The 16685-nt window shown below is 43.9% G+C and carries 19 protein-coding genes; 8 read left to right on the top strand and 11 right to left on the bottom strand.

Annotation, left to right across the window (positions count from 1 at the left end; translation table 11 throughout):
- Positions 1-3: 3 nt before the first annotated feature.
- On the bottom strand, positions 4-1002 hold the full coding sequence (locus CLV42_RS13615) for an MBL fold metallo-hydrolase (protein ID WP_245901645.1): 999 nt from the start codon (positions 1000-1002) through the stop codon (positions 4-6).
- Between the two features lie 207 nt (positions 1003-1209).
- Between CLV42_RS13615 and CLV42_RS13610 the strand changes: the two genes are divergently transcribed.
- Positions 1210-1569, top strand: a complete 360-nt coding sequence (locus CLV42_RS13610; RefSeq protein WP_106602450.1) for a winged helix-turn-helix transcriptional regulator — start codon at positions 1210-1212, stop codon at positions 1567-1569.
- Between the two features lie 21 nt (positions 1570-1590).
- On the opposite strand, the gene CLV42_RS13605 is transcribed toward CLV42_RS13610, so the two are convergent.
- A complete protein-coding gene (locus CLV42_RS13605; RefSeq protein ID WP_106602449.1) occupies positions 1591-1860 on the bottom strand; it encodes a hypothetical protein in 270 nt (89 codons plus the stop codon).
- 113 nt (positions 1861-1973) lie between these two features.
- Here CLV42_RS13605 and CLV42_RS13600 point away from each other — a divergent pair, with 113 nt between their 5' ends.
- From CLV42_RS13600 to CLV42_RS13590, 3 genes are read left to right on the top strand one after another with little or no spacing between them, the layout of a single operon-like run.
- Positions 1974-2492 carry a Crp/Fnr family transcriptional regulator gene (locus CLV42_RS13600; protein WP_211303446.1) on the top strand — a complete coding sequence of 173 codons (519 nt, stop codon included), beginning with the start codon at positions 1974-1976 and terminating at the stop codon, positions 2490-2492.
- 60 nt (positions 2493-2552) lie between these two features.
- Positions 2553-3002, top strand: a complete 450-nt coding sequence (locus CLV42_RS13595; RefSeq protein ID WP_106602447.1) for a carboxymuconolactone decarboxylase family protein — start codon at positions 2553-2555, stop codon at positions 3000-3002.
- Between the two features lie 37 nt (positions 3003-3039).
- A complete protein-coding gene (locus CLV42_RS13590; RefSeq protein ID WP_211303445.1) occupies positions 3040-3690 on the top strand; it encodes an HD domain-containing protein in 651 nt (216 codons plus the stop codon).
- A 109-nt stretch (positions 3691-3799) separates the two neighbouring features.
- On the opposite strand, the gene CLV42_RS13585 is transcribed toward CLV42_RS13590, so the two are convergent.
- From CLV42_RS13585 to CLV42_RS13570, 4 genes are all read right to left on the bottom strand, one after another.
- Complete coding sequence (locus CLV42_RS13585; RefSeq protein WP_106602446.1) at positions 3800-6097, bottom strand: S9 family peptidase; 2298 nt, start codon at positions 6095-6097, stop codon at positions 3800-3802.
- A gap of 204 nt (positions 6098-6301) precedes the next feature.
- Positions 6302-6766, bottom strand: a complete 465-nt coding sequence (locus CLV42_RS13580; protein ID WP_106602445.1) for a heme-binding domain-containing protein — start codon at positions 6764-6766, stop codon at positions 6302-6304.
- A 6-nt stretch (positions 6767-6772) separates the two neighbouring features.
- Positions 6773-7360 carry a DUF3347 domain-containing protein gene (locus CLV42_RS13575; RefSeq protein WP_106602444.1) on the bottom strand — a complete coding sequence of 196 codons (588 nt, stop codon included), beginning with the start codon at positions 7358-7360 and terminating at the stop codon, positions 6773-6775.
- A 133-nt stretch (positions 7361-7493) separates the two neighbouring features.
- Positions 7494-7943, bottom strand: coding sequence for a hypothetical protein (locus CLV42_RS13570; RefSeq protein WP_146154381.1), 450 nt, complete (start codon positions 7941-7943; stop codon positions 7494-7496).
- Between the two features lie 206 nt (positions 7944-8149).
- On the opposite strand from CLV42_RS13570, the gene CLV42_RS13565 reads away from it, so the two are divergent.
- Together CLV42_RS13565 and CLV42_RS13560 are read left to right on the top strand one after the other, a co-directional pair.
- Positions 8150-8710, top strand: coding sequence for a Crp/Fnr family transcriptional regulator (locus CLV42_RS13565; protein WP_170117500.1), 561 nt, complete (start codon positions 8150-8152; stop codon positions 8708-8710).
- 99 nt (positions 8711-8809) lie between these two features.
- Positions 8810-9334 carry a YceI family protein gene (locus CLV42_RS13560; protein WP_106602441.1) on the top strand — a complete coding sequence of 175 codons (525 nt, stop codon included), beginning with the start codon at positions 8810-8812 and terminating at the stop codon, positions 9332-9334.
- A 114-nt stretch (positions 9335-9448) separates the two neighbouring features.
- On the opposite strand, the gene CLV42_RS13555 is transcribed toward CLV42_RS13560, so the two are convergent.
- Positions 9449-10291: a helix-turn-helix domain-containing protein gene (locus tag CLV42_RS13555; RefSeq protein WP_106602440.1), complete on the bottom strand. Its 843-nt coding sequence runs from the start codon at positions 10289-10291 to the stop codon at positions 9449-9451.
- A gap of 83 nt (positions 10292-10374) precedes the next feature.
- Here CLV42_RS13555 and CLV42_RS13550 point away from each other — a divergent pair, with 83 nt between their 5' ends.
- Positions 10375-11382 (top strand): zinc-dependent alcohol dehydrogenase family protein, encoded by a 1008-nt coding sequence (locus CLV42_RS13550; RefSeq protein ID WP_245901644.1) that lies wholly within the window; start codon positions 10375-10377, stop codon positions 11380-11382.
- 159 nt (positions 11383-11541) lie between these two features.
- Here CLV42_RS13550 and CLV42_RS13545 read toward each other — a convergent pair whose 3' ends face one another.
- Together CLV42_RS13545 and CLV42_RS13540 are read right to left on the bottom strand one after the other, a co-directional pair.
- Positions 11542-12273, bottom strand: coding sequence for a hypothetical protein (locus tag CLV42_RS13545; RefSeq protein WP_106602439.1), 732 nt, complete (start codon positions 12271-12273; stop codon positions 11542-11544).
- Between the two features lie 118 nt (positions 12274-12391).
- Positions 12392-13906 (bottom strand): family 43 glycosylhydrolase, encoded by a 1515-nt coding sequence (locus CLV42_RS13540; protein WP_106602438.1) that lies wholly within the window; start codon positions 13904-13906, stop codon positions 12392-12394.
- Positions 13907-14362: 456 nt separating this feature from the next.
- Between CLV42_RS13540 and CLV42_RS33910 the strand changes: the two genes are divergently transcribed.
- On the top strand, positions 14363-14530 hold the full coding sequence (locus CLV42_RS33910) for a hypothetical protein (protein ID WP_170117499.1): 168 nt from the start codon (positions 14363-14365) through the stop codon (positions 14528-14530).
- Positions 14531-14630: 100 nt separating this feature from the next.
- Here CLV42_RS33910 and CLV42_RS13535 read toward each other — a convergent pair whose 3' ends face one another.
- Together CLV42_RS13535 and CLV42_RS13530 are read right to left on the bottom strand one after the other, a co-directional pair.
- Positions 14631-15149 carry a DinB family protein gene (locus tag CLV42_RS13535; protein WP_106602437.1) on the bottom strand — a complete coding sequence of 173 codons (519 nt, stop codon included), beginning with the start codon at positions 15147-15149 and terminating at the stop codon, positions 14631-14633.
- A gap of 72 nt (positions 15150-15221) precedes the next feature.
- Positions 15222-16412 (bottom strand): sialidase family protein, encoded by a 1191-nt coding sequence (locus CLV42_RS13530; protein WP_170117498.1) that lies wholly within the window; start codon positions 16410-16412, stop codon positions 15222-15224.
- Between the last annotated feature and the right edge of the window lie 273 nt (positions 16413-16685).

Genomic DNA, 16685 nt, shown 5'->3' with positions numbered 1-16685 from the left:
ACCTTATTGACCTACCCCACTTGTTGTATAGTTAATCGGAAACCAACGATACCCTTTCTCTTGCTTACGTATATGACCTATACCAGGAAATGATATATGGTCTGCAGCTATCCAGTACTTTCCCTTTGCTGCATCCTCATAAGCCTTCTTCCGTGCCTGCGCTGCCGCTGCGGGATCAACGTCATATACGATGGTAACGTCCGGGTCTGCAAACTGCACGGCGGCGAAATGCATGATATCACCCCAGAAAAGTATTTTCTCACCTTTACTGCTTACCTGGTAAAAGCTGTGTCCAGGTGTATGTCCGGGACTGGCAATGGGAAGAATACCCGGAAACAGTTCTTTCCCATATTCATAAGTCCTGACCTTTCCTGCTTTCACATATGGCATCATTTTGAGTCGCGCCTGATCGAAATATGGTTTCAACCTGGCAGGAGCTTTTGCATAGCTTTCATCACTCAGCCAATAGTCAGCCTCCTTCTTACTAACGTAGATCTCTGCATTCGGAAATACCATTTTATCACCATCCATTAAACCACCGGTATGGTCAGTATGGATATGAGTGATCAATACTGCATCGATCTGTTCAGGTCTATAACCTGCACGAACCATATTCGCAGGAAGATAGCCAAGTGTAGGACCGTATAACTCAGAAGTACCTGCATCCACCAGGATAAGCTTACCGTTTATCTTAAGCAGGTAAGCATTTACGGATGCCTCTACCACTGGCGTTTGAAAGTTTAGTTCGGTGAGTGTCTTCACTTCTCCCGGTTGGGTATTGGTTAGTATTTTATCCAGATCCTGGGAAATGCTTCCATCAGAGAATGCAATAATTTCGACATCCCCCAGTATCATATGATAGCTGGATGGTTGAGCGAATATTCTTGTTGTATCCTGCGCAAAAGTAAGCGGTGCATTATACAGCATGGCTCCCATCATCACAACAAGGGAAAGCACCAACTTAGGGAGAAAACGATTTACACGAAAATTTCCTTTTAACATCTTTAAATATTTTTTAGATATATTTTGAACTAATCAATGTCTTCTTCTTTACAGGCCTGATTTAGGAAGACTTTTTAAAACGAGTACAAAGCTATGCCGATGGTGATTTTTTGACAAGTACGTACTTCATTATAGCATAGGGCTAAAATTAGCCCTATACCCTATTCCAGTATTATTGGTTAATTTTGTTGCCTCAACTAGATTGCAATGTTCGAAAGAAAGATTCCTAAAGACCTGGATTGTGGGATGGCAATGATTATGGAAATCATCGGAGGCAAGTGGAAGCCCTGCCTGATCCGGAATATCTCGCAAGGTCACAGACGACCAAGCGAATTGCAGCGGTTAAATGCCAAAGCAAGCAGAAGAGTACTCTACCAGCAACTCCAGGAACTGGAGGAGCATGGCATCATTGAGCGTATCGTATATCCGGTTCTTCCACCGAAAGTGGAGTATTTTTTAACAGAGTTGGGCAACTCATTATTGCCTGTAATCAACGTTATGGATGATTGGGGAACACAGTATCTGAAGAATCCCCATAAAAGACCTTTGCTAAAGCTGGGTGCGTAATATATTTCAGACCTGATGGATCTATTTGCTTATTGTTTTCTTCCAGTCATAATCTCCCTTTGCCGCACTGTTATGCCTGGAGAGATCAGCAGGCATTGCATCGATGGTACGGCGACCGAGCCATCGGCCATCAACAAAAACACCAGCAATTTTCCGGGCATTTTTCACATCGTTCAGCGGATTGGCATCAAGCAAAATGCTAATTGTTCCAGAGGGACAGCATCCATTGTCAGCGCTGTAATGATGGTTAATATGCAATTTTATAAATATACTCATATATTTCTTTTGCATGGCAATATTAGATGGGGGAATAATTGTGCTAATTTTGCCAATAATGAAACTAGCCAGTGATAGAACATCTTATAACACATATCAACAAGTTCTGTTCAATTAATCCGGAAAAATTGAATGCATTAGCGCCTTTCTTTACGCATAAAATCTATAAGAAAAAAGAGCTGTTACTGCGTGAGGGACACAGGTGTTATGAGAAATTCTTTATCGTCAAAGGATGTGTAAACATCTTCTATTTAAGGCAAAACGGAATAGAACAGACCGTTGATTTTGCTATTGAAAACTGGTGGGCATCAGATTTTCTGGCTTTCCAGGACGGCTCTGTAGCACAATTCTCCATTCGTGCGGTAGAAAGAACAGAAGTGCTGTACATTACGGCAGATCATCAGCTGGAGCTGTTAAAAGCAATACCGGAAATGAACGAGTATTTCCATTTGCTGTTTCAGCGATCCTATGCTGCTGCTCAGATGCGGCTCCGGTTTCTCTATGAGTTTTCCAAAGAAGAATTATACCACCATTTCAGTGAGCATTTTCCCGCTTTTATGCAGCGCGTTCCCCAATATCTGCTGGCATCTTTCCTTGGTTTTACCCCTGAATACCTCAGCGAGATCCGAAAAAAGCATCTTTCTTAAACCAGTTTAAGGAAATAGCTATTTTTCCTGTGGAACTTGCAGCTGTAAAAAAGTTCAATTATGATCAAGTCAATTAAACATCGTTTAGATGTGTGGAAAGAAGAACCACTATACTGGGATCAAATCGCAGCAATGGACAAACGTCTCTATGCTTCTTCAGTACCCAGGACGCTGATAGAGCTTATTAAGATCAGGGTTTCTCAAATTAACAAATGTGTTTTCTGTATTGATTATCATACCGACGAAGCTTTACAACAGGGAGAATCGCCGCGCAGAATATTTGCCCTTTCCGCCTGGGAGGAAAGCCCGCTTTTTAGTGAAAGCGAAAAAAGTGCACTTCAATTTGCAGAAGAAATAACACATATTTCTGTTCATGGTGTTGCTGACAAAACATATGAAAAGCTCAAGGCTTATTTCAATACAAAGGAAATAGCAGATCTTATCGTGCTGTCGGGGCATATCAACTTTCTGAATCGCGTAGGTATTTCCACGAAAACAATACCTGTTTAATTTATGTGATTTTTGTCTGGCTTGAAAAATTAAGAATATGACAACAAAGATGCCTAAGGTTGTCGCCGGTATTAAGATACCTGACAGCACAATAGCCATTCAGGCTACAGAATTGTTGCTCGAGCATGGCAGTGAATTACTATACAATCATTCACTACGCACGTTTTTATTTGCTTCACTGAATGGTGAACAGAAAAAGATCGCTTACGATCCTGAGCTCCTGTATGTCAGTGCGGCTTTTCACGACCTGGGGCTTACTACACATTACAGCAGTCCGGATAAATGCTTCGAAGTAGACGGCGCCAATGCGGCCCGTGATTTCCTCAGAAGCCATGGCCTGCCACAACAATCACTTCAACTGGTTTGGGACGCTATAGCACTGCATACAATTCCCGGTGTTGCACCGCATAAGGAAGCTGAAGTGGCGTTATTAAACTACGGTGTCGCGCTGGATGTGGTGGGCAGAGGTTATGATCAGTTATCTGAAAAAGAGCGGGAAGACATTATCAGGCAATTTCCGCGCGCCGGATTTAAGAAATCGGTCATACCGACTTTTTTTGAGGGCTTCAAACACAAACCGGAAACGACCTATGGCACTATCAATGCTGATATCTGTGCTTTTATGATACCCAATTTCGAAAGAAAGAATTTCTGTGACGCTATTCTACATTCGCCGTGGGGGGAGTAATTAGCAGTACACAAATTGAAGGTGTGAGGTTAACGAAGTATTGTGCGCATTGTATGCGATGCGTTAATAATAATGCCTGCAACCATAGTATCGGTTGCAGGCATTATTATTAATTTCTTGGATCCGGCTTACTTAGCAGTTGATATTCCTTTGGAGGATCTTTCTGCAACAGGTTGCGGACGAAATAATCCCAGCGTCGGCGCATCATATAGGGCGCATCTGCCGCAAAACCATGTCTGGCCTGGGGGAATATGATCAGATCATAATCCTTGTTCGCTTTTGTCAGAGCGTCTACGACCAACAACGTGTTATAGGGTGGCACATTATCATCCATCATACCATGCGCCAGCAGTAGCTTCCCTTTCAGGTTAGCGGCATAGAGCGCATTCGCTTGTTTCGCATAGTCAGATTCGGAGGTTAGTCCGTTATAACGCTCGCCCCAATCATCTTCATAGTTACGGTTTTCATGGTTGCCTGATTCTGAAATCCCCACTTTGAAGAAGTCAGGATAACGGAACATAGCGGCAGCAGTTGCAAAGCCGCCTCCCGAATGCCCCCAGATACCAATACGGCTGGTGTCGATATACGCATAACGTGCAGCCAGCTGACGGATACCGGTGACCTGGTCAGGCAATGTGTTTTCTGCCATGTTACCATAGTTCATATCATGGTAGCTTTTACTTCGCAAAGGATTACTGGTACCTTCCAGCACCATAACTACGAATCCCAACTCTGCCAGTGCCTGGTGATCAAGACGGGCGGCCAGGAACGACCAGTCGCGCACACCACCTCCCTGTGGGCCAGGGTAGATATAATCTATAATAGGATATTTCTTGTTGCTGTCCAGGTGTGTAGGCGTAAACAACAAGCCATAGATATCCGTTTTCCCATCATGTGCTTTTACTGAAAAAGGCATCGGCGCTTTCCAGCCTGTCGCTTTGAGGCGCGTGATATTGGCCTTTTCCAGGCTAACAAGCAGTTTACCCTGACTGTTGCGCAACACTGTTGTGGCAGGGACATCTGGCTGTGAGTAACTATCTATAAAGTACTGGCCATCCGGTGAGAAAGTCAGCTTATGGTTGCCTGTCTCAGGGGTGAGATCAGAGAAACCACTACCGTCGAAATTTATGCTGCAGAAATGGCTGAAATAAGGATTGTGTGCATCCAGGCCACAGGCCTTGAAATAAATCACTCTCTTCTGTTCATCAACACGCTCCACGCTGGTTACCAGCCATTGTCCTTTGGTGATCTGGTGCTTTAAAGCACCAGTAGTAGCATCATACAGGTACAGATGCCCCCAGTTGTCGCGTTCACTGTACCAGATAATTTCATTTGTCTTTTTCAGATAATGCCAGTTAATGGCATCCTGCCCGGATTCATATTGTGTAGCTACATTTTCTCCGAACACTTCACGTACTGCGCCAGTAGCGGCATTGGCAATACGAACCTTTTCCTGTTTGTGATTGCGGGAAGTAGATACGAATGCCAGTTCTGTATTATCGTCACTCCAGTCAACATCGTCAAAGGTACCGGAGGAAGAGATATCATCGCTTAGCGTACCGCGATGAGGATCCGCAGCTACCTGTAAGGGAATAACCTTAGCGGGGTTGACCTCAATAATCACCCGGTGAATCATGGGGATGACTGGATCACCAGCCAGTGGGTATTTCCAGGTTTTTAGTGCTGGTTTGCCGATATTGGTCGTAACAAGATACATATCGCTTACCTGTCGCTGGTCCTGTTTGAACGTCGCTATCTTACGGGAATCATGCGACCAACGTAATATTGGTTTGTCGCTATGCCGCCAGCCGGCATTATCCGTAGCGTAGCCAAAATCCTTAGTACCGTCTGTAGTAAGTGCACGTTCTGGTCCATTGGGTAGTTCACGCACCCATAAGTTATCATCTTTTATAAAAGCAGCAAGCCGCCCATCGGGAGAGATGACCTCACTCCTGCTATCGCTGAACGCTGATGACTGCTCACCTGTTTTCTTAATTTCGTAGGACGGTAAATCGCATGTCCACCAGCTACCCGCCGCCGCAAATGCAATGCTTTTGTTGCCGTTCAAGAACCGGAAAGAGCGAAATGGCAAGGCATAGGCAGTATAAGTCGCGCCGGTGGCTTTAGACAAGGCTGCCGCCATTTTCTCCTGATCAAAAGCAGCGGTACGTGTGCCCTTTGCCGGGTTGACCAGGATAAATTCGCTACCACGGGCGGTAAGCACCCGGTACCAGCAACGACCATCTTCCAGCCATTCGGGAGAGACAGCATTATTATCCACCAATGGCTCGGTGTTATAAATAAGCCGGCTTTCTGCGAAGCGGTAGTCATTAACGGGAACAGGCTGCTGAGCGTTGAGCCTGCAGATTGTAATGGCGCAGGAAATAGTTAAAAGTAGTTTGTTCATAGTTTATTCCGGATGCGTGGGCATTTTGGTTCTGGCTTAAAGGTACGGACGCTGGTCTATACATTCATTGCCGTTTATAGAATATCTCAATTTAATGAACAATGTGTATTTCGCAATAATCGTACATCTAAAATCCTACTATATTATACTTTACGCCAATCTCCAGGACTACTGTTCTGATACGCCCATAATGAATATAGCCGTTTAATTCGCTGTAGCAAGACTGTCCGTGAGTTTCCCTATCCATGCTGTTATCAGTTGCCTCTTCTCTCCTGTCAGCCGCGCATCCTTGTGCAATAAGGTATAAGATGATAAAGGCATAGTACCATCATTAACGCTGTTTTCGATTGCCCGAAGTTTGTTAATCCTCCTTTTGGACGAGTAAGATCCGAAATCACTAAAATTAAGCTCCTCCTTCCCTTCGCTGATATGATGTGCCAACCACCAGCCGGCAGGTTGTATGTAGGAATACCAGGGATATCGGGTATCATTGCTATGACAGTCATAACAGGCAGATTGTAAAATCGCCTGCACCCTGGCAGGGACCGGGTACACGTTTGTGATATCTGTCTGTAACACCTGCCCGCTTGTATTGCGGGCAGGTTGTATAAACTGAATAACAGCGAAAGCAACGAATAGCATTAACAGCCATTTCTTTGTTTGACGCATGTTGCTCTATTTTAGTTCTTCCTTTACTGTACCACAGGTTGGCATTTCCTTCCCTAAATAGGGGTTGGCAATTTCCTTTGTTTCACTGATCCAGTCAGCACCTTTTCCATTGTTGTACATCGGGCAATGATCATAATAGAGATGTTGTCCCCCACCGAACGTCTTCACAAGTTCATACATATCTTTACTCAGCATATCAAAGTGTTCACGTTGATGTTTGATATTGCCGGCATTCTTTCCAATATGCTCCGCATGCTCCTTAGCATCACTCTCTATATCTTCATAATTCTTCTTTTGTTCTGCAGTGAGTGATGATTTATCAAACTGCTGAAATGCTGTAACCATCGCATCACCGGCAGCAGCTGTACCTTTGTCATTATCACCCGCCAATGCATTTTTCATTTCGAGGTAACTGCTAACAATCCCTTTAATAGAAGACGCTGATTGCTGATTATCTGCTGTTGCAGGTGTGTTACTGGCAGAGGCCTGGGTTGATTGCGTAGTATCACTACCTGTTTTTGACTCATTGTTACCGTTGTTACAGGCTGCAAAAAATATTGTACTGGCGGCGGCCATTAGAATGATGTGTTTCATTGATCGATTTCTTTCGTTTATGAATTGATTAACAGCAGGGCCCTCCCTGTAAGGAAGAATATACGCCTGCCGATGTTTTTAAAAATATGTATGCTCCAGGGCAATACCCTGTATACCTTGTAAAAACATTCAATCAAATCTGAAAACTCTGTATGGCTATGCGAATGTCTGGTATGGGAGGATGATAACTCCTGGCAAAATACCTGTTATCTGCCTTTACCCGTGATGAAACCCATACATCAATATTGTGGAATGTGGAAATGAATAGAATGCAGTATGTCGGATGGCTGCTAAAATCCAGGATAGGAGACAGCGATTTGTCTGTCTGGACAAATTTCATCACATTATCATTGCAACAGTTATCCTTCTGTTTCTTCTGATGATGGTGATGATGACTGCTTTCAGCATGATGATGTACGCCTTTTCCTTCAGTGGTGGCCGTTTCCTTATGCTCATGATGATGGGTGGAATTGAAGCCCATATCCAGCCCTACTGCACATGCAACACCCACAACCGTATTCAGCAAAAATACAGTTAATAGCAGTGTTGCCTTCAGGCGTCGTATGAACATATTCCTTTTCATCAAAGTGACCTTTGCTTCCTGGAGAAAGGTAGCGTCGGTAGTGGCACAAAAATAACGGTAATTCCGAACTAATTGTTATACAATTCCACCGCTGTTTTATATTATTATTGGTTCCGGCAACCATTTCTGCAGTTCCTTGTGTATTTTAGACCCAAGATTGCCTTGCTTTAACCATAGCCATGAATATTCAGTTACTGCTAACTCATATGAGACAATTCATTGAACCTACATCAGAAGAAATCGCCTTCCTGGAGTCCGGTTTAATTGCAAGACCTTTTAAACAGGGAGAAACCATCGTGCAAAGTGGCGACCCAGCCCGTTATCTGGCATTTGTAAATAAAGGATATACGCTCACCTATTATACTGACACAGAAGGAGCCGATCATGTGATCCGTTTTGCAGCACCAGGCTGGTGGTCGGGAGATCTGTACAGTTTAAGTTCAGAACCTGTTACGCCCTTAACCACAAAGGGGCTGAGTGATGGGGAACTGTTGTTATTGCCCAGGTTAATGCAGCATCAATTATTGGACAAGTATCTGAAGTTTGAGCGGTATTTCCGTAATCTATTTCAGACAGCCCTGATGCGGCAGCAAATGCGCTTTGTTGAAAGTCACTCCATTCCGGCAGAACAGCGTTATCTAAAATTGCAGGAAACCTTTCCGGGTATTGAGCAATACCTGCCTCAGAAGTATATTGCCTCCTATCTTGGCATCACTCCGGAATTTTTAAGTAAGATAAGAAAGCACCTTTCCCGAAAAACGACTTAACCTGGATTAATTTCTTTCGTTCTTTATACTAATCTGCTTTATTAGCGGGATACAGCGACCGAAGTACTTTTGCTTCATCTTCTAAACAAAAGCAGTAGTATGAAAGACCAAACTAAAGCAACATGGAAAGTTGATGCCGGACACTCATCCGTAGGATTCAAGATAAGACATATGGCAATTGCCAATGTTTCCGGAGCATTCCTGCACTTTGAAGGCCAGGCTTATAGCTTATCTCCAGATAACTTTGAGGGTGCAACAGTAGATTTTGAGATTCAGACTGACAGTTTTAATACCAACAATGCCGAACGTGACGCACATCTTCGCTCTGAACTATTCTTTGACGTGCAACGATTTCCGACCATCAGCTTCAAGGGCAGGCTGATTGGCAATAAACTTAGCGGCAACCTGACCATTCGTAATGTCACAAAGGAAGTCAGCCTGGAAGCAGATTTCACAGGTGTAGGACAAGGACGTTTCGGCGACACAAGGGCAGGATTTGAGCTGAACGGAAAAATCAATAGAAAAGACTTCGGCCTGACATGGAGTATGCTAACAGAGGCTGGTAATCTGATAATCGGTGAAGAGGTGAAGCTGGATATGAATATTGAGCTAATACAGGCATAGTCTTCCAGCCTGAAAACATTTTACGCTGGTTCATATAGACGCGATTCTCATCGCGTCTTTTTATTGCTCCAAAAATATCTACATCAAAGTGTCCTTTTACATACGATGCCGACGCTATATCTGCTGCTGCTTCCTATACTGTGCAGGGCTGACGCCATTATACTTTTTAAACAGCCGGTTCAGATGGCTTTTATCTGTGAAGCCCAGACTGTCTGCAATTTCATTTAGTCGCATATTACTATGCAATAATCGACTTTCAGCCATGCGCAACTTATAGCGTATGATATATTCCTGCAGTGTTTCATTGGTCTGTTTCTTAAAATACCGCCCAAGATAATTTTCGGATATACCGAATTGCTTACTGATCACTTTAGCCCTTATCTTTTCGGGAGCTGCGATATTTGCCTGAACGTATTGCAGAATTTCCAACGCCTTTTCATCTGTGTTTTCATTTACTTTCTCTGGTAAGCGGGTCGTGATATTGCGAACGATCAGCATAAGAATAGTGTCGATAAACTGCAGCAATAACTCCTGGTGATAAAAATCACGCTCACTATGCTCTCTGATGATGGCTTCCATGATCGACTTTGCCACTATCTGATCGCCCTTACTATTCAGCAGACTCTCTGAGTCGTGGTTCGCATTTTTTAATATGTAGGCAATACCCTGACGGGAGCGCTCCTGTAATTTGGAAGAACCGATATAGGATTCATTAAAACGAACAAACAGCAATGTTGTCTGTTTTTGTATGTCAAAGTGATGTGAATCCCCGGGGGTAATAAGGAATAAATGACCAGGTGAGTAATGAAAACTGGATTCATTGACAAAGTGCCTTCCCTTTCCGGAAACGATATATATCAGCTCAAAAAAACTATGAGAATGGATCGGCCTCGGACATTCATCCATCGGTTCCGAAAGCGCTATCTCGAAGGGTTCGTATAAATGTGCCTTCACCATGGCATAAAAATACACCTTTATAGCAAATTAATACCCCAAATGAGATTCCTGAATTGTACAATTTTGCTATTAAATTTTCAACAATGCAAACAGCACAAACAAACAATTATATGAAAGCAATGGTACTCGAGAACTATGGAGAGGCGTTCAAACTGAAGGAATTACCTGTTCCCGCTCCAGCGAAAGGGCAGGTGCTTGTAAGGATTGCTGCCAGTGGCATTAATCCCCTGGATACGAAAATCAAACGTGGTGAGGGAAAGCATGCGAAACAGCTGGTACCAGCTATACTGGGACTCGACCTTGCGGGAGTGGTCGTAAGTACCGGCGAAGGAGTGACCTCATTCAAAACTGGCGATGAAGTATATGGTATGGCTGGTGGTATCGGTGGCAGGCAAGGTACACTGGCGGAATATGCTGCGGTAGATGCCGACCTGCTGGCGCTCAAACCGGCTAATCTCAGTATGCGGGAAGCGGCAGCTTTACCACTGGTATTTATTACTGCCTGGGAAGGCCTCGTTGACCGGGCGAATGTGAAAGCAGATCAGCGTGTACTGATCCATGGCGGCGCTGGTGGTATCGGACATGTGGCGATACAGCTGGCACGTTCATTTGGTGCATCTGTGTTCGCTACCGGCAGCAGCAAGTCATTGCAGGTAATAGAAAGTCTGGGCGCTACACCCATAGATTATAATAGTCTGTCTGTAAAGGATTATGTTGAAAAATATACCGCCGGAGAAGGATTTGATATCGTCTTTGATACTGTTGGCGGCGAAACACTTGACAAATCATTCGAAGCCGTACGTAACTATACCGGTCATGTTGTAAGTGCATTGGGCTGGGGAAGCCACAGTCTGGCGCCACTCTCTTTCAGAGGAGCTACTTATTCCGGCGTATTTACGCTGCTGCCCATGCTCACAGGCAAAGGGATGAAACATCACGGAGATATCCTACGGGAGGCGGCAAGACTTGCAGAGAATGGTCAACTGAAACCGTTGCTGGACAAAAGAACGTTGGCACTCGGGGAAGCAGAGGCTGCTTATAAAGCAATTGAAAGTGGTGCTACTACAGGCAAACTTGTAGTTAATATCTAAGGTCAGCATAGACTATGCCCGGAATTCGTCATCATACGTTACAATGCTCTTCGATTGTTCATCACTATTATTCCTATTGTGTCTCTTTTGAACTTCTTTTCCTCCTCTAAAGCCATATTTAGTTGTTCGTTGCTCATTTCGCAGGAGTAGTGCAGCGCATTACTTATACTCAATGCTTTGCATTGTGACTGAATGTGGTATATTATCTATAGTACTTTTGCGGACTGTCCAATTACCTTTATTATCAAACCCCTCATAGGCAAATTTCTCAATAGACTCATTACCGTTTTTATCAACGGTCCTTTGCTCGGATATGTTAGCGTTGCTGTCATATTTCCTAAATCTGATGGACTTGGGCTTGCCATCTAAGGTTCCTCCCTGTTCTATTTCCTGTTTTGCTGAATTATATTTATAATAAGTTTCCATCATGATAGTGCTATCCTGATAATAATGGATTTGTTTCACTTGATTTCCTTTGGCATCATAATAACTACTTCCACTCCGTGTTCTCTTACCATCAGCAAAAATTCTAATCTTTTCACATGCATTATTTGAATATGAAAAGATTTCCTTACAAACAACTTCATTTTCCTTGTTTACAGAATATTCTTCCACCTTTTTCCCATCATCATTATATTTATAAATATATCCGCCTATACAGGTCAGGTCCTTTCCAAGGAAATCCATCTCCTCCAGCACGTTATTATTGCTGTCATATTTTTCAATCGTTCTTTGTTTGTGTATAGTGTCAAGCCTCGCAAAGTCTTCATTTAAAACTAAATACTCAGTAGTGGTGACTGTTTTGCTGACGGATTTGATATCAGTTTTAACCCCAGCTGAACAGCCAGATAATAGGGGAATAAATAAGAGTATAGATGTTCTAAGATTCATGTCTCATTTTTATACGACGATATATACAATAATTATAACATAACATCACACCTGCACTTTATGTGAATGGTTCGTTTATCAATGCTTAGTTATCAATATCAAAGCTTACGATCACTAATTATCGGTTCACCATCTCAAAGCCAGAGAAAGCTGCTTCCAGGTTTGAATCCCCTTTAAAATGCAAACCCGCCCGCGGACTCCTATCCCACTGTGGCAAAAAGCTCACATCTTGTTTTATCTCAGGAGCTATTTGCTGCCAGTCATTCCCCGTCTGCCTGTAAAACACTTCGCAGGTCAGGTCTGGCTTCATTGTGAATTTTAACTGAACAGGCACACCCGCCTCTATCCCCTGCGTAGCTAATACAGTTCTATTATTATCTTTCACCATCCAGAATTCCACCTTATCATTCACGGCACCTACCCCAATCGCTGCATTCGCATCGCCATAAAAGGCCAGTCCTTTAAGCGCTGCATTACTATTTGCAACCGTAGTGGTCATATCAAAATGGTTGCTTACCGGGCGAACCGTTAATACGACACCTGTGTTATTTCCCTCTTTACTTGTTCCCGACAGATGGAGCTTTCCTTTCTCCTGACGTATGACAGGCGTTGCATTGCGGAAATCCCATTGCCAGTAAAGCGCTATCTTCTGTCCCTCAAAAGAGGCAGTTATATTGCCGGTTGAACGATTATCTGTCTGCTGACTTATAAAAGAAGGCCAGGCATCATTATTTCCCCATACCAATTCTGCCAGCATTCCTTCACGACCGGTAAACACATTGTTCTGCTTATTATAAGCGTGATAAATATACATGTACTTTCCATCGTCCTTCTTCACAAATGTTCCATGACCCGGACACTTCCAGCGTTCGTTTGTCTGTAATACAGGATTCTGGCTATATTCCTCATAAGGACCTTTAAACTCCTTTGACCTGGCTACACGCACATTGTAGCTGCAACCTCCACCACAGCAATCACCGGCGGAATAGAATAAATAGTAGAAACCGTCTTTATGCAAAATGCTTTGTCCTTCCATTCCCATACGGTTAGTATCTTTCAAAAGAGAGAATACCTCGCCTTCCAGCTTCAAGCCATCAGCTGACAACCTGCTACCCAGAATTTCGATTGGTCGCTTATCAAGCCCATAAGCTTTAAAAGTGATATACAATTGACCGTTATCATTATACACAAATCCGTCAATCGCTTCCTTACCAAAGCTGATAATAACGCCCTGATCTTTGAATCCTCTGTCAGGATATTTTGAAGTAGCAACGCCTATGCAGGAAACGTTATCTGCCTTCCGCCGGGCTGTATAGTAAATGTAATAAGTGTTGTTGTGGAAATAATATTCAGGCGCCCAGAATGAGCCGGAAGTCCATTCAGGCGCTTTGTCAAACACATAGCCTACCTGTTTCCAGTCACGTAGATTGCCGGACGTATAGATAGGAAAATGCGGTGCCCATTCAGAAGAAGTACCCACAGCATAATATTTCTTCTTTACTTTAATGATGGATGGATCAGCAAAGTCGCCGGAGATAAAAGCACTGGTATTGGCCTGCCCTTTCATAGTATCAAAAGGCCAAACGCATAAAAGGCCGATCAGCAATAATAGGTTGTTAAAATAACACTTCATTTTTAAACGATAACTTATACTGCGGAAAATACAAAATGATTGCGATTGCACATACTTCTTTCAGGAACGATGGTGTACCTTTTTCTACCGCGTGTCACTATCGCCAAAAAACGGAACAGGTAATTATACCCCTTTACAGGAGGCCATATTTCCGGATGCAGGCTTTGTTTATAAATAGAATTTTCAACATTGAAAAAAAATCAATAAATTAGTAAGGCAACTAATTCCTTAACCCTCAAATGCTTAACCCTATGGAGACAAAATCCATTTGCTGTTATCCTGGTATTAAACTCCTTCACCATATACATCACCTGTAATAAACAAAAGACCACAATACCCAAAGGGGTTGCTGTGGAAGATATTCACTGGATCTTTTATTATATATGCTGAACTACCACTCCATGGCATAGCATCCCAAGCTGAAGACAGGAGAGGATCATTCAAATATTACGTTTTATGAAAAAAGTCACAACTCAGAAAAAACTCCAACTGAAAAAGGTGAAGATTGCAAATCTCAGCAAATTAAGAGAGGACGCACTAAAAGGAGACCGCATCTGTTTAACCTCCCTCGCTGAGACCTCCTGCCCTACCTGCTCCCGTGGAGAAACCCTTTGTGATTGCTAAACTCTGACTAGCTTCCGCGTACAAACACGACACGGCAAGCGTAACGTTACAATTCATAAAAATGCTCCGTTACAACGGAGCATTTTTATTATACCCAAACTTATTTGACAGCATTTCTCATGGCTTGCTCCTGCTCATACGTCGGACCATACATGCCCGGAACAACATTTCCCGTCGCGCGTAGATAAACCATCATTTCACCGCGATGGTGATAGATATGATTAAAGAGAAAGCCCCTTAAAACACCACCACGGGGAAGCGGCCCCAACACGGTACGTTCGCCTACTTTCATCGTCCATTGTGTTTGCAGACTTTCCTCCGTCACTGTTTTCAACGCGGCCCTTGCCTTCTCAACATTCGCTTCGAACAAGGCAAGCGTTGCCTGGATATCGGCTGGATCACCACGCTCCAAACGATCAGACGCCATATCATAAACATCTTTAGTGAGCGCACCGACATACCAGTAGTAAATAGTTGCAATATGCTGTGCCAGTTGACCCATTGTCCACGAAATAGGCGAAGGTTTAAAGTCAATGTCCTTTGCGGGCACTGCCTGCAATAGTTTCCTGGTGCTGGTCACTTCATGCTCAAACTCCTGTAACAAGGCTTGTATAATCATATGCAAAATTTTGATGAAGATACAAAGTGATGGGGTAAAGATTTTTTAAACCGCGTGGCGGCTCCACTAAGATCATCCCCTGTTCTTGACTATCCGGGTGATTGTCTTTTTATCTATTCGTTGTAAGACGATCACCTCATAAGGCTCCCGCTCACCTGCTTCATACAGACAGACCACCTCGCCATGCGGCAGCAGGGCCATACAAGAGTAAGCAGAAGGCCCCGCATAAAGCAGCTGTACCTGTCGCCACATACGCCCCTCATCGGTGCTGGCCTTCAGCGTCATGTTATCCCGCTTATTCTTACTGGCGGGATTCAGGAACAACAGGCAACCCGCATGTTTCTTAACAGGCCATGTATAACGGATGATACTTGCCTGGCAAACAGGGTCCTCCAGCCCGGATACATCTTCAGGGGCTGACCAGTTACCACCTCCGTCGTGACTCACAGCATGTGTCCGACATCCATGGCCAAAATAAGAACGCATGTTCATCAATAAGCCCCCTTTGCCATCGGCCAGTTCAGTCACCTGGCATTCATTCACTTTCGGTCGTATTACACCACCTTTCTGCCAGGTAACACCATGGTCATCGCTGTAAATGACATGCGCGCCGTACTCATAGCCTCCTTTGAGCCTGCCATTAGCATCAGCATAGCCATGGTCGCAGGGAACGATCAACCGCCCCTTATACGGTCCGTACTGCACCTGTATGCCTATACCCGGGCCGGTAGCATACCATCCCCAGGAAGTGTCTTTCGCACTATTCGTGACATTGACGGGGACAGACCAACCGAGACCATCATCTTCGCTTTTAGCCGCCCATACAGTACGCGAGGATTGTGCCGTTCTACGGATAAGATCTCCCTCCTTGTCGGAACCCAGGTTGTGTGTCATTAAAAGCCAGATTGCGCCTGTTACGCCATCCACCACCGGACAAGGATTTCCGCAGGTATTGGTGCTATCGCTCCATATCACCATTACCTTACTCCATGTACGTCCTCCATCCGTCGACCGCTTAAGTACAATGTCAATATTACCCGCATCATGAGGACCATCCTTTCTTCCTTCACAGAAAGCTAGCAAAGTACCCTTTACCGTTGTTACAATAGCCGGAATACGGTATGTATGATAGCCACCCTCACCTGCGCTGAACAGGTGAAGAGTATCATTACCGGCCTGGGCTTTGAACGGCATAAAGACGGAAACAACAACCAGCAGCCAACTACCCAGCCATAGTAAACATGGCAGATGCTTACCTTTCATAACCTTGTGTAATTCCTTGTTAAAATACTATCAAAAAAGCATTATTCCCATACCCTTGAAGCGACTTCTGTTGTACTGCTGCTTGCAACAAATGGATATATCACCGGACAGACATTTAATGTAAACGGTGGCTGGTATATGAGCGCTTAATTATGAACCAAAATATGGTCAAAATATGGTTTCGTAAGACGCGAAACACGTAAACGGGTATCCCCTTGGGTTAGATACTTTACCCCTATCATGCGAAATACTGTATATGAATTATCTTATTAA

The organism is Chitinophaga ginsengisoli, assembly GCF_003014595.1.
GTDB classification, from domain to species: Bacteria; Bacteroidota; Bacteroidia; order Chitinophagales; family Chitinophagaceae; genus Chitinophaga; species Chitinophaga ginsengisoli.
Note: the sequence above shows the minus strand (reverse complement) of the source record. Positions and strands in the feature narration are given on the sequence as shown.